Source organism: Enterobacter cloacae complex sp. 2024EL-00711, from assembly GCF_047529885.1.
GTDB classification, from domain to species: domain Bacteria; phylum Pseudomonadota; class Gammaproteobacteria; order Enterobacterales; family Enterobacteriaceae; genus Enterobacter; species Enterobacter ludwigii.
In genome coordinates this window covers 204,302-216,823 of the sequence record NZ_JBLIZC010000002.1, presented here as the reverse complement: position 1 = coordinate 216,823, position 12,522 = coordinate 204,302, and the positions used below count along the sequence as shown (strand labels likewise).

Genomic DNA, 12,522 nt, shown 5'->3' with positions numbered 1-12,522 from the left:
TTATTTACCGATAAACTCAGCCAGGTTGGACTGGTCTACGCCAACGTAAGGTACGCGAACGATTTTGTTTTCAATTTTCCAGGTCGTACCGTCTGCCGCACCTTTGCCATCGGCCAGGTTTTTCGCCAGATCGAAGGTTGCTTTCGCCTGGTTGTTGGCATCGTTCAGCACGGTCCCGGCCATTGCACCGGATTTCACCAGGGCCAGAGCTTCTGGCAGCGCATCCACACCGAACACAGGAATGGCTGATTTGTTGTGCGCTTTCAGCGCTTCTACCGCACCCATAGCCATCGCATCGTTGTTGGCAATCACCACTTCGATTTTGTTAGCGTTCGGGCCGGACAGCCACGCGTCCATCTTATCTTTCGCCTGAGCGGTATCCCACATCGCGGTATCTAATGCCAGCTGCTGGGTTTTCAGGCCCTTATCATTCAGCTCTTTGATAACGTAAGTGGTACGGGCTTCAGCATCCGGATGGCCTGGTTCGCCTTTCAGCAGCACGAACTGGATCTGGCCGTCTTTGTTCAGGTCCCAGTTCGGGTTCGCCGCCCAGTGTTTAGCGATCAGATCGCCCTGAATAATGCCGGACTCTTTGGAGTCAGTACCGACGTAAAACGCTTTGTCATAGCTGTCCAGCGCTTTACGGGAAGGTTCTTTGTTGAAGAAGACAATCGGCACATTCTGGCCGCGCGCTTTTTCAATGACCGTGCCTGCCGCAGCTGGGTCAACCAGGTTGATGGCCAGTGCCTTCACGCCTTTTGCCAGCAGAACGTCGATCTGGTCGTTCTGTTTGGACTGGTCGTTCTGGGAGTCATTCATCAGCAGCTGAACATCTGGCGCTGCTTTAGCATCTTTCTCGATAGCTTTACGGACAACAGACATGAAGTTGTCGTCGTATTTATAGATGGTCACACCAATACGGGTATCCGCAGCGTGCGCTGCTGCACCGAAAAGCATGCTTGCCATTACAGCAGACAGGGTCAACACCTTCTTATTCATGGTATCTCCGGTTTTTTTTATGCAGGGTAGTTCTTGTGAATAACGATCGGCAGGCAGGTGTTAATAAAACGTTACTGACAGCCGAAGTTCACTTATAAAATTTCTATCTTCCGTGTTCGGTAACGCTCCAGAAATGCGTTTTATTCGTTGTTTGCGGCACATTGGCTATGGTGAAAGTGATTAATCACTGTTACATAGCGTTTCAGCCCCTAAAACGCTGACATCATAGTCAGCGCCTTGTTAAGATACTGTGAATTTACTCACAGATTGAAAACGGTTACATCCGCTGATGTAATCAGTTAGTGATCGGAACCACAATTTGCCGGGCAGCGACAGAATGTCGACGCACTAAAGTCGGCATGAAACAGTGTGTTGCGCCCGGATCCAGCAGCCCTGCCGCCCCCTGTAACGCCAGCTCAGTGGCCAGTTTGGCCATAGAGGCAATGGGGTAACGCACGGTGGTCAGCTGCGGGTCGGTGTAACGGGCAATGGGAATATCATCAAAACCAATCAACGATAAATGCTGTGGCACCGCAATGCCGTTATCCTTCAGCGCAGTCAGCGCCCCGGCCGCCATGTTATCGTTATAGGCAAACACGGCAGACAGCTGCAGATTACGGCCCAGTAACTCCACCATCGCCGCCTCCCCGCCCTGCATATCCGGCGTTCCGGTTCCAACCCAGCTTTCAGACGGCGTAATACCCTGTTCTTTAAGGGCGTTTTGCCAGCCTTCGCGCCGCAGCTCATCATCTTCAATATGATGGCTGGAAGCCAGAAAACCGATCCGCTGATGCCCGTTGTTGATGAGCATTTTGGTGGCCATCATCGCCCCACTGACGTTATCCAGCCCGACGCAGCGGTGGGCATACCCTGGCACAATACGGTTGATCAGCACCATGCCCGGGATTTGCTCCATAAACCCGGAAATCTCGTCATCGCTTAAAGCTTTTGAGTGCACAATCAGTGCGTTACAACGCTGGCGGATCAGCACTTCAATCGCATGACGCTCTTTTTCAGCCTCGTGATAGCTGTTGCCAATCAGCACGTATTTCTGATGCTGCTGAGCGACAACGTCTACCGCTTTAACCAGCGCACCGAAAAAGGCATCAGAGACATCCATCACCACCACGCCAATGGTATCGCTGACCTGCGTGGCAAGCGCCTGCGCATTGGCATTAGGGCGATAACCCAACTGGGTCACGGCTTTCATTACGGTTTCGCGGGTGTCAGGGCTGACCAGCGCGCTGTTGTTCAGCACGCGTGAAACGGTAGCCACAGAAACACCCGCCTGACGGGCGACGTCACGAATGGTGATCATATTCACCATCCTTCAAAGGATTGCAGCAACTCACAGACACCCCCTGTGTTTAGCAAGGTGGCTATTTTGGCAGCGAGAGAAAGGGGACTACGTGAAGAAGCTCACACAGATGAAAACGTTTACATCCGTTTTGTTAATGATTGTGATCCAGATCGTTATCTGGATGTATTTCTCAATGATACCCCTGAAGCATGTGCAGTTAACTGACGCCACACCCACTCCAGCGGCCCCTGGCGGAAATAACGTAGCCAGAGAACAGAAAACGCCAGGTTAACCATCCAGACCGGGATAACAAACGCCAGCAGCGAAAGCCGGTCGCATTTCATAAACAGGCCAAACCGATAGAAAAGCGTGGTGCATATCAGCGTCTGCAGAATGTAATTGCTGAGGGCCATACGGCCTACGCAGGCAATGGCACTGACAATCCATGCGCGACACATTTGTGGCCAGAAGCCGTAAATGAGTGCCGCATAGCCAATCGTCTGGAAGGGCGCGCTCAGCTCGCGCGGGACCTGAAGCAGAAACGCACACCAGCGGTAGTTCCAGTGCAGATGCCACTGCATGATCACGGCCGGCAGATTAATCAGCACGCCGAGAAGAATTAACCCGGCTCCCGTCAGGCGATAGTGGCGAAGGGAAAACTCCCCTTTCAGCCAGCCGGTACGCATCAGTGATGCCCCCATCAGCATCATCCCTGCCAGCTGCCAGCCATACTGCGCCCCCAGCGCCAGCAGGTTATCGCCAAGCATATCCGCACGGTTGCTTATCGCTTCCGTGCCTCCTTTCAGCTTCCAGTACTGCTCGTACTGAAGGTTGGCGGCATCGGGGATCCATGAACGGTTTGCCGCATCACCGGAGATTATCCCCAGCAGTAACAGCACGCCAAGGCCCATGACGTAAAGCATCACGCCCGTGTTAAACAGGCTTTTTACGCTGTGCGCATCGCGAATGAGCCGCCAGCAAATCAGCCCGACTAAGCCATAGGCGAGAAGAATGTCGCCATCCCAGAAGAACAGCCCGTGAATAAAGCCGAGGATCACCAGCAACGTCAGACGCGACTGGATCCAGCGCGTGCCGCGCCTGAGCAGTAACTGCAGGCCCGCGCCAAACAGCAGGGCAAACAGGGTGAGGAATTTGACCTGGGCGAAGAGATCGAGGATGGCCCACGTCCAGGCATCGCTGCGGGTGATGTCGCCATACCACGCAGGATTGAGATACGCCGCCTTCGGCAAGCCGAAGGCGCTGATGTTAAGCAGCAGGATACCGAGAATGGCGACGCCTCGAACAAAATCGAGCGTGACGTTTCGCTCCATGTAGCCTGCCCTGTCAGATTAGTTGTGGTGACGCACTGCGCGCAGAAACTCCTGGCGGGTGTTCTGGCTGGATTTAAACAGACCGCCCAGCGACGTCGTGGTAGTCGCACTGGTGGCATCACGCACGCCGCGCGCTTTCACACAGTAGTGAACGGCGTCGATAGATACTGCCACGTTATTGGTGCCCAGCAGCGTTTGCAGCGCGGTCAGGATCTGCTGCGTCAGACGCTCCTGCACCTGTGGACGCTGAGCAAAGAACTGCACGATGCGGTTAATCTTCGACAGACCAATCACCGTATCTTTAGGAATATAAGCCACGGTCGCTTTACCGTCGATGGTCACGAAGTGGTGTTCGCAGGTACTGGTTAACGTGATATCACGTACCGTTACCATCTCATCCACCTTCATCTTGTTTTCAATGACGGTGATTTTCGGGAAATTGGCGTAATCCAGGCCGGAGAAAATTTCGTCAACGTACATTTTTGCGATACGGTGCGGCGTCTCCATCAGACTGTCGTCGCTCAGATCGAGATTCAGCAGTTGCATGATCTCGGTCATATGCCCAGCAATCAGATGCTTACGGGTTTCATTGTCCAGTTCCTGAACGGGTGGACGCAGTGGCGTTTCAAGACCACGCGCAACCAGAGCTTCGTGAACCAGGGCTGCTTCTTTACTGAGTGATGGCATTCTTTTCTCCTGCAGGTGTGGCGTCTTTTGCCCTCGTTGTGGCAAAAGTGTGCGCTCATTGTGCGTGAGGCGGCGCACATAATCCAGTATTCACGACGATAATTATTGCAATTGCTGTTGCCTTTCGGCCTGACGATTCCAGACCAGTGCGCCGCCGATGAACAGCGCGACGCCCGCCAGCCCCAGCGCAGGCTCCAGTCGGTGCGTGAGCCACGTCGACAACGCCGACGTTACCGGGCCAATCAACTGACCGATGGCATAACCGGTAGTAAGCAGTCCCGCCATGTAGCGCGTGTGATCTGGTGCCAGCTCGCGCCCATAAAGTAAAGAGAGCTGAACGGCACACAAGAACCCGCCCCCAACGAGCAAGCCACCGGTCAGTAACCCGCCAATCCCCGGCAGCAGCCAGGCTGCCAGTACGCCGGCCCCCTGCAACCACAATACGATAGCCAGCCTGCGGTTTGAGGTTGAGGTGTGGCGTAAAACGATGCTGAGCGCAATGCCCGCCACGGCGGCAATACCAAATATCGGCCAGACAAACTGGGCAAACAGACTGCCGGGAAAACGCACGGCCGCCATTTGCGATAAAAAGGTCGCCGGAAGGATATAGCCAAACCCGGCCAGGCTGTAGCTCCAGACCAGGCGCTTTAAATTCTTCGTCAGGACGAGCGGTTCCGGTGCGCTGCCCGGCCGGTGAAGTTGACCCGCCCGCGGCAGATACCGGGCCACCAGCGCGATAAGCACCAGCGCCAGCACGCCGTAGATTTGCCATGCTGCACCGGCGGAGAGCGCCTTAGCCTGGATATAGACGGCGAGCAGCCCGCTGAGCGCAATACCTGCACCTGGCCCGGCAAATACCGCGGCGCTGAGACCCGGTTTTCCCAGTTGTCCCAGCCGCTCGTTGGTCCAGGCGGCAATCAGCACCATCGACCAGCCACTCATGCAGCCAATCACAAAGCGCAGCAGGCCATGTACCACAGCGTTATCGGCCGCAGCGGAAAGCAGCGTCAGCGCAACTGCACCAAAAATACCCAACCAGAGGCGTGTTTCAACGAAGCGGTGCGCACGCATTGCATCCCATGCTCCCACCAGATAGCCCAGATAGTTCATCGCCGCCACCAGGCCCGCGCTGGTGAGCGTGAGTTGCCCGGCGGCAATCATTAGCGGCACCTGAGGGGTAAAAGCAAAGCGCCCTATCCCCATCGCTACCACCAGAACCACAAACCCACTGAGCGCGATACGCAGCGCCATGACCGCTCCAATTGTTAAAGAAAAGTTAATTTATGATGCCGCATCTTACCGTCCTGCGAAAGTGAAAGTTACTCACAGGTAAATGAAAACTCTGTATTATGGGCCGAGTGAATAGCCATTCGTATTAAGGAGCCCTGCATGGAACTGCTCGAAGAGCATCGTTGTTTTGAAGGTCGACAGCAGCGCTGGCGGCACGACTCCAGCGTACTGAACTGTGCCATGACGTTCAGCATTTTTTTGCCGCCAACTGAAACGGGCGTAAAGCCACCCGTGCTGTTCTGGCTGTCCGGTTTAACCTGTACCGACGAAAACTTCACCACCAAAGCGGGCGCGCAGCGTATTGCGGCTGAACTGGGGATTGCGCTGGTCATGCCTGATACCAGCCCGCGTGGCGATGATGTCGCCGATGATGCCGGGTACGATCTGGGCAAAGGCGCCGGATTCTACCTGAACGCGACAGAGCAGCCCTGGGCACGTCATTACCGCATGTATGATTACATTCGTGACGAACTGCCTGCGCTGGTTAAGGCCGAATTTGAGGTAAGCGACCGCTGCGCCATTAGCGGACACTCCATGGGTGGACACGGCGCGTTGATAATGGCGCTGAAAAATCCGGGAAAATACACCAGCGTGTCGGCATTTGCTCCGATTGTGAACCCCACCCAGGTGCCATGGGGTCAGAAAGCCTTCACCCATTATCTGGGCAGTGACACGGATAAATGGCAGGCGTGGGACAGCTGTGCGCTGATGCTGGCCAGCAACACGGGGGACGCCATCCCGACGCTGATCGATCAGGGCGATGCGGATCAGTTCCTCGCCGGTCAGCTACAACCTGCGGTGCTGGCCGAAGCGGCACGCCAGAAGGACTGGCCGCTGACGCTGCGTATCCAGCCAGGGTATGATCACAGCTATTACTTTATGGCGTCATTTATTGAAGATCATCTCCGCTTCCATGCGGCGCATCTGTTTAAGTAAGTTCCTCCCTTCTTGCCCGGTGGCGCTCCGTCTGCCGGGCCTCAAAACCCTATCCCTTTGAATAAAAGCCTGTTTCTTCGATCAATATCAAAACACAAATGATTTCGATTATCATTTGTGTTTACAATTTCACATTCTTTTGTACAATTCCAGGCTCTTCTCCATCACAAAGAGTTCTTACAAGACAAATACATACAGTTCTCAGGGTTACCCGATGGAGTGTTTTTCTTTTTGATATGGAATGTTCAAATGACAATACCACGCGTTACGTTACTGGCTGTTGCCATCAGCGCCGCCATGCTCTCCCCTCTTGCTCACGCAGCCGACCCGGATACCGTGGTGGTGACCGCCACGGGTTTTGAGCAAAAAATCCAGAATGCCCCGGCTTCTATCTCCGTCATTTCAAAGCAGCAGATTGAAGACAAGGCTTACCGCGATGTGACCGATGCGCTAAAAGATGTCCCGGGCGTCGTCGTCACGGGCGGCGGAAGCAGCAGCGATATCAGCATTCGCGGCATGGCGTCCCAGTACACCTTGTTCCTGGTCAATGGCAAGCGCGTCAGTACGCGCAGCACGCGCCCGAACAGCGATAACTCGGGCATTGAGCAAGGCTGGCTACCGCCGCTGGAGTCTATCGAGCGCATCGAAGTGATCCGCGGGCCCATGTCATCGCTCTATGGCTCAGATGCAATGGGCGGCGTAATCAACATCATTACCAAAAAAGTCTCGAATACCAAAGTCTGGACCGGATCGTTACACGGCGATGCCACGTTCCAGGAGAACCATGATTCCGGGGATATCTTCCAGACCAACGCCTACGCTTCCGGCCCGTTAATTGACGGACTGCTCGGTGCAAAAGTGACAGGCCTCCTCTCACGTCGCGCGGAAGATCAGATCCTGAACGGTTTCAATGAGCAGAAAATGCGTAACGGCGGGGTCACGCTGAACTTTACCCCGGACGAGCAGAACGATTTTGACCTCGATTTTGCCCGCGAACTTCAGGACCGAAACAGCACGCCGGGCAAGTCGAAAGCGACTGAAACCTGCCGCGGGACAACCTGCACGCCAAACAGCAAAAGCGAAACCCGCTACGAACATACGACCTATTCCCTTACCCACAGCGGTTACTACAGCGACTTCAACACCACCAGCTACATCCAGCAGGAAGAGACCAATAACCCGGTTCGCAAAATGCGTTCGTATAACACCACTTTCAACAACCAGAACCAGATCTTCCTCGGCGACCATACCCTGACCCTCGGTGGCCAGTATCGCTATGAGAAGCTGCGTGACAACGGTAACCAGCTTGAGGCGGCGGACGGGCTCAACAAACTGACTCGCTGGAGCTGGGCGCTGTTTGCTGAAGATGAGTGGGCGATGACCGATAGCTTCACGGCGACCGGTGGTTTGCGTATGGATAAAGACCAGAACTATGGCACCAACTGGACGCCTCGCGGCTATGGGGTGTGGCACCTTGCAGAACAGTGGACGTTAAAAGGGGGCGTTTCTGCCGGCTACCGTGCACCGGATCTGCGTCAGTCCTCCGCCAACTGGGGTCAGGCAACGGGCGGCGGTCGGCTGGATGGCATGATCGTGGGTAACCCGGACCTCAAGCCGGAGAAGAGCCTGAGCGAAGAGATCGCCCTGCTCTGGGATAACAATGACAATCTTAACGCCGGCGTTACGCTGTTCAATACCGACTTCAAAAACAAAATCACTGAAGTACGTCGCTGTAACAGCAGTGCCGACCCTGCCTGTACGATTGGCGGCCATGCCTACGATTTTGTCAGCGACCGGGTCAACGTCGATAAAGCCAACATGCGCGGTGTGGAATCCACCTTCGGCTGGAAAATCAACCGTGATGTTAACTGGACGGCTAACTACACCTATACCGAATCCGAGCAGAAGAGCGGTCAGTTCTCCGGTAAGCCGCTGAATAAAATACCTAAGCATATGTTCAACACCACGCTGGACTGGCAGGCTACGCAGGATGTGGGCTTCTGGAGCCGCCTGAACTTCCGCGGCAAATCTTCTGAGTATCTCAGCCGAACCTCAATGTCACAGGGCACACCGTCTTACACGCAGGTTGATGTGGGTCTGCGTTATAACGCCAACAAGAACCTGCTGGTAACCGCAGGCGTGTATAACGTGCTGGATAAACAGATTGATTACGAGACTTACGATACCGTACTTGATGGCCGCCGTTACACTGTCGGCATGACCTACAGCTTCTGATCGCCAATAAAAAAGCCCGCTCAACCGAGCGGGCTAAAAGAGAGGAAGTGCGGTTATTGTTTTACGCGTCCCGGAAATTCCATTTCACTGTAGCGAACAAAGCGCGTCCCCTTCGTCAGTTTGTAACCAAACCAGATTATCAGGAACAGCGGAATACCGATGTAGGTCGCCGTTACACCACCCCAGTCGATACGGTCCGCAAGGAACGCTTCATAGTTCTGTCCCAGCGTAATAATCAGGCACAGAATGAAGGCGAAAATAGGCCCCAGCGGGAAGAACCCTGAGCGATACGGCAGGTCATTAATGTCATGACCTTGCATAACGTAACCGCGACGGAAGCGATAGTGGCTGATAGCAATCCCGAGCCAGGCGATAAAGCCCGTCATACCGGACGTATTGAGCAGCCACAGGTACACCGTCTGGTTGCCAAACATGGAGGTCAGGAAGCACAGACCGGCAATCACCGTTGTGGCATACAGGGCATTACGCGGTACGCCGCCACGGGACAGCTTAGAAAAGATGCGTGGCGCTTTGCCGTCGCATGCCAGGGTGTAGAGCATACGGGTAGACGCGTACATGCCGGAGTTACCCGCTGAGAGCACGGCGGTCAGGATAACGGCATTCATCACCGCCGCGGCGGAGAGCAGACCGGCATGCTGGAAGACCAGCGTGAACGGGCTAACGCTGATGTCTTTCACATCATTGCGCAGCAGGCTTGGATCGGTGTAAGGAATGATCAGGCTGATAATCAAAATCGCAAACACATAGAACAGCAGGATACGCCAGAATACCTGACGCACCGCGCGTGGAATGTTCTTCTCCGGGTTCTCGGATTCACCGGCAGCAATCCCGATCAGCTCGGTTCCCTGGAAGGAGAAGCCGACAATCATCGCCACGCCAATCATGGCCGAGAATCCACCCGCAAATGGCGCATCGCCAATGCTCCAGTTACTCCATCCTGCAGGTTGAGCGCCTTTGAAAATACCAACGATCATCGCCACACCGACGACGATAAAGATGATGACGGTTGCCACTTTGATCAAAGAGAACCAGTATTCCGCTTCGCCAAAACCACGCACGGAGATGTAGTTGAGCAGGAAGATCACCGCCAGGAACAGCGCACTCCAGATCCAGCCTGGCGTGTCCGGGAACCACCAGTTCATCACCAGCTGTGCGGCGACCAGGTCAACGGCGATAGTAACGGCCCAGTTGTACCAGTAGTTCCAGCCCAGCGCGAAGCCAAAGCCTTCTTCAACGTATTTTTGACCGTAGGTCGAAAACGAACCGGATACCGGCATGTACGCCGCCAGTTCGCCCAGACTGGTCATCAGGAAGTACACCATCAGGCCAATCAGGATATAAGAGAAAAGTGCCCCACCCGGGCCGGCTGCCGAAATTGTTGCGCCAGAGGCAACAAAAAGACCTGTACCGATTGAACCGCCGATAGCGATCATCGTCAGGTGACGCGCCTTAAGTTCGCGACGTAGCGCGGGCGCTTCTGTGGTTTTAATTTCTGAAACCATGTGAAAATGCTGTCCCTTCAACAAATGAGGCGCGATTGTAGCAGACGATACGCGTTCCTTCCGGCAGAAATGCTCAGTTATAAGAGAGCTTCATGACTCGGCCAGGATTATAAGTAAAGCACGCATCTGCATCTCCCCTCTCCCAACGGAGAGAGGATCCGCATTGCGGGTTTACATGTCGCAATAGCGCAGAAAACGCTGCAGAGAGCTGGAAAGGTGTTTCTGACGATGATGAATGCACCACAGCGTGCGCACCAGTTTAGGCAACGGGAGCGGTATTTCGACCAGCGTGCCGGCCTCAAGCTGTTCAGCAATCACCCGCCGGGAGAGACAGCTGATGCCCAGCCCATGACGGACCGCGTGTTTGATGGCTTCCGAGTTGCCCAGCTCCATACTCAGCCGGAAATGCGGCAGGTGAGAGAGCAGCAGGTAATCGACAATTTCACGGGTACCGGAGCCCTGTTCCCGGAGGATCCACTGCGCCTGAGCCAGCCGTTCCAGCGTCACTTCACCCTGTAATAAAGAAGAGGCTGGCGAGGCGAACACCACCAGCTCATCTTCCAGCCAGGGTTCAGCAATGATATCGACGTTGTGACACGGCCCTTCAATCAAACCGATGTCCACGCGGAAATCGATCACCGCATTGATGACATCCTGGCTATTGCCAACGCTCATCTCCAGCGGCAGGGTCGGGAAATCCCGGCGATAGCGGGCAATCACTTCCGGCAGAATGTAATTGCCGATCGTACTGCTGGCGTAAACGCGGATGGCCCCGTTCTCTTCGCGGAACAATTGTTCGATTTCAGTCGCCTGCTCCAGCAATGCCAGCGCGCGCGGGTACAGCAGGCGGCCATGTTCATTGACGACCAGCCGTTTCCCCACTCTGTCGAAAAGCTGAACCCCCAGTTGCCCTTCCAGATCGGTCAGGGCTGCGCTTACCGCGGACTGGGACAGCGCCAGCATTTGCGAGGCCTGCGTCGTCGACCCGCTTTTCAGCACTTCGGCAAAAACTTCCAGCTGACGCAACGTAATGTGCATGGTCACTTACCACTTATATAGATTGATTATAAGTATATAATCAATTTTATTTTTAAGCCACAACGCCGTAACCTTTTAGCCAGATAAAGGAGAAGGTTATGTCAGAACACACCTTACAGCATCAACGTACATTGTGGCACTTCGTGCCGGGTCTTGCGCTCAGCGCGGTGGTAACTGGCGTAGCGTTATGGGGCGGCAGCATTCCGGCCGTCGCCGGGGCAGGTTTTAGTGCCTTAACGCTGGCAATATTGCTCGGCATGGTAGTGGGAAATACCGTTTACCCCCATATCTGGAAGTCCTGTGATGGCGGGGTTATTTTCGCCAAACAGCATCTGCTGCGCCTCGGGATTATCCTTTACGGCTTCCGCCTGACCTTTTCACAGATTGCGGATGTCGGCGTCAGCGGGATCGCTATTGACGTCCTGACCCTGACCAGCACCTTTTTACTGGCCTGCTTTATTGGCCAGAAAGTGTTTGGGCTGGATAAACAAACCAGCTGGCTGATTGGTGCCGGCAGCAGCATCTGCGGGGCTGCCGCGGTACTGGCAACCGAACCTGTCGTTAAGGCAGAATCCAGCAAAGTGACGGTTGCCGTCGCGACCGTGGTTATTTTCGGTACGCTGGCGATTTTCCTCTATCCGGCCATGTACCCGCTGGTTGCGCACTGGTTTAGCCCGGAGACCTACGGCATTTATATTGGTTCAACCATGCATGAAGTGGCTCAGGTGGTGGCGGCGGGTCACGCCATTAATCCGGATGCGGAAAATGCCGCGGTCATTGCCAAAATGCTGCGCGTCATGATGCTGGCTCCGTTCCTGATTATCCTGGCCGCTCGCGTAAAACAACTCGCGCCAGCAGGCAGTAGCCAGAAGAGTAAAATCACCATTCCGTGGTTTGCGATTCTTTTCATCGTGGTGGCGGTATTTAACTCCTTCCACCTGCTGCCGAAAGCCGTGGTGGATATGCTGGTCACGCTGGATACCGTCCTGCTGGCGATGGCGATGGCGGCGCTCGGGGTCACGACACACGTTAGCGCGCTGAAAAAAGCAGGTGCAAAACCGTTGCTGATGGCGCTGGTACTCTTCATCTGGCTGATCGTTGGCGGCGGTGCGATTAACCTCGCGGTACATAGCCTGATGGCATAAACCACTTCATCCTTCTCCTGTTAACCCGCTATCATACG

10 protein-coding genes are annotated in these 12,522 nt (G+C 54.8%); 3 read left to right on the top strand and 7 right to left on the bottom strand.

The window, feature by feature from the left end; translation table 11 throughout:
* The 5 genes from mglB to ACMVME_RS07400 form a co-directional block, all read right to left on the bottom strand.
* On the bottom strand, positions 1-999 hold the full coding sequence (gene mglB / locus ACMVME_RS07420) for a galactose/glucose ABC transporter substrate-binding protein MglB (protein ID WP_014170907.1): 999 nt from the start codon (positions 997-999) through the stop codon (positions 1-3).
* Positions 1,000-1,294: 295 nt separating this feature from the next.
* Positions 1,295-2,317, bottom strand: a complete 1,023-nt coding sequence (gene galS, locus ACMVME_RS07415) for an HTH-type transcriptional regulator GalS (protein ID WP_020883196.1) — start codon at positions 2,315-2,317, stop codon at positions 1,295-1,297.
* A 155-nt stretch (positions 2,318-2,472) separates the two neighbouring features.
* Positions 2,473-3,630: a DUF418 domain-containing protein YeiB gene (gene yeiB / locus ACMVME_RS07410; RefSeq protein WP_414743406.1), complete on the bottom strand. Its 1,158-nt coding sequence runs from the start codon at positions 3,628-3,630 to the stop codon at positions 2,473-2,475.
* Between the two features lie 18 nt (positions 3,631-3,648).
* Complete coding sequence (gene folE, locus ACMVME_RS07405) at positions 3,649-4,317, bottom strand: GTP cyclohydrolase I FolE (RefSeq protein WP_020883194.1); 669 nt, start codon at positions 4,315-4,317, stop codon at positions 3,649-3,651.
* A gap of 102 nt (positions 4,318-4,419) precedes the next feature.
* Positions 4,420-5,568: a YbfB/YjiJ family MFS transporter gene (locus ACMVME_RS07400; RefSeq protein ID WP_063214755.1), complete on the bottom strand. Its 1,149-nt coding sequence runs from the start codon at positions 5,566-5,568 to the stop codon at positions 4,420-4,422.
* 138 nt (positions 5,569-5,706) lie between these two features.
* Between ACMVME_RS07400 and fghA the strand changes: the two genes are divergently transcribed.
* Positions 5,707-6,543: an S-formylglutathione hydrolase gene (gene fghA, locus ACMVME_RS07395; protein ID WP_068794816.1), complete on the top strand. Its 837-nt coding sequence runs from the start codon at positions 5,707-5,709 to the stop codon at positions 6,541-6,543.
* 249 nt (positions 6,544-6,792) lie between these two features.
* Positions 6,793-8,778: a ligand-gated channel protein gene (locus ACMVME_RS07390; protein ID WP_068794817.1), complete on the top strand. Its 1,986-nt coding sequence runs from the start codon at positions 6,793-6,795 to the stop codon at positions 8,776-8,778.
* 53 nt (positions 8,779-8,831) lie between these two features.
* Here the strand turns inward: ACMVME_RS07390 and ACMVME_RS07385 are convergent, their stop codons facing one another.
* Both ACMVME_RS07385 and yieE read right to left on the bottom strand, forming a co-directional pair.
* On the bottom strand, positions 8,832-10,301 hold the full coding sequence (locus tag ACMVME_RS07385; protein ID WP_020883191.1) for an amino acid permease: 1,470 nt from the start codon (positions 10,299-10,301) through the stop codon (positions 8,832-8,834).
* Positions 10,302-10,472: 171 nt separating this feature from the next.
* Positions 10,473-11,339: a DNA-binding transcriptional regulator YeiE gene (yieE, locus tag ACMVME_RS07380; RefSeq protein ID WP_014170915.1), complete on the bottom strand. Its 867-nt coding sequence runs from the start codon at positions 11,337-11,339 to the stop codon at positions 10,473-10,475.
* A 98-nt stretch (positions 11,340-11,437) separates the two neighbouring features.
* On the opposite strand from yieE, the gene ACMVME_RS07375 reads away from it, so the two are divergent.
* Positions 11,438-12,484, top strand: a complete 1,047-nt coding sequence (locus tag ACMVME_RS07375; RefSeq protein WP_032678578.1) for a YeiH family protein — start codon at positions 11,438-11,440, stop codon at positions 12,482-12,484.
* Positions 12,485-12,522 lie beyond the last annotated feature (38 nt).

Coding starts and splice junctions, on each gene's coding strand:
- mglB (WP_014170907.1), bottom strand. CDS start 999: ATGAATAAGAAGGTGTTGACCCTGTCTGCTGTAATGGCAAGCATGCTT.
- galS (WP_020883196.1), bottom strand. CDS start 2,317: ATGATCACCATTCGTGACGTCGCCCGTCAGGCGGGTGTTTCTGTGGCT.
- yeiB (WP_414743406.1), bottom strand. CDS start 3,630: ATGGAGCGAAACGTCACGCTCGATTTTGTTCGAGGCGTCGCCATTCTC.
- folE (WP_020883194.1), bottom strand. CDS start 4,317: ATGCCATCACTCAGTAAAGAAGCAGCCCTGGTTCACGAAGCTCTGGTT.
- ACMVME_RS07400 (WP_063214755.1), bottom strand. CDS start 5,568: ATGGCGCTGCGTATCGCGCTCAGTGGGTTTGTGGTTCTGGTGGTAGCG.
- fghA (WP_068794816.1), top strand. CDS start 5,707: ATGGAACTGCTCGAAGAGCATCGTTGTTTTGAAGGTCGACAGCAGCGC.
- ACMVME_RS07390 (WP_068794817.1), top strand. CDS start 6,793: ATGACAATACCACGCGTTACGTTACTGGCTGTTGCCATCAGCGCCGCC.
- ACMVME_RS07385 (WP_020883191.1), bottom strand. CDS start 10,301: ATGGTTTCAGAAATTAAAACCACAGAAGCGCCCGCGCTACGTCGCGAA.
- yieE (WP_014170915.1), bottom strand. CDS start 11,339: ATGCACATTACGTTGCGTCAGCTGGAAGTTTTTGCCGAAGTGCTGAAA.
- ACMVME_RS07375 (WP_032678578.1), top strand. CDS start 11,438: ATGTCAGAACACACCTTACAGCATCAACGTACATTGTGGCACTTCGTG.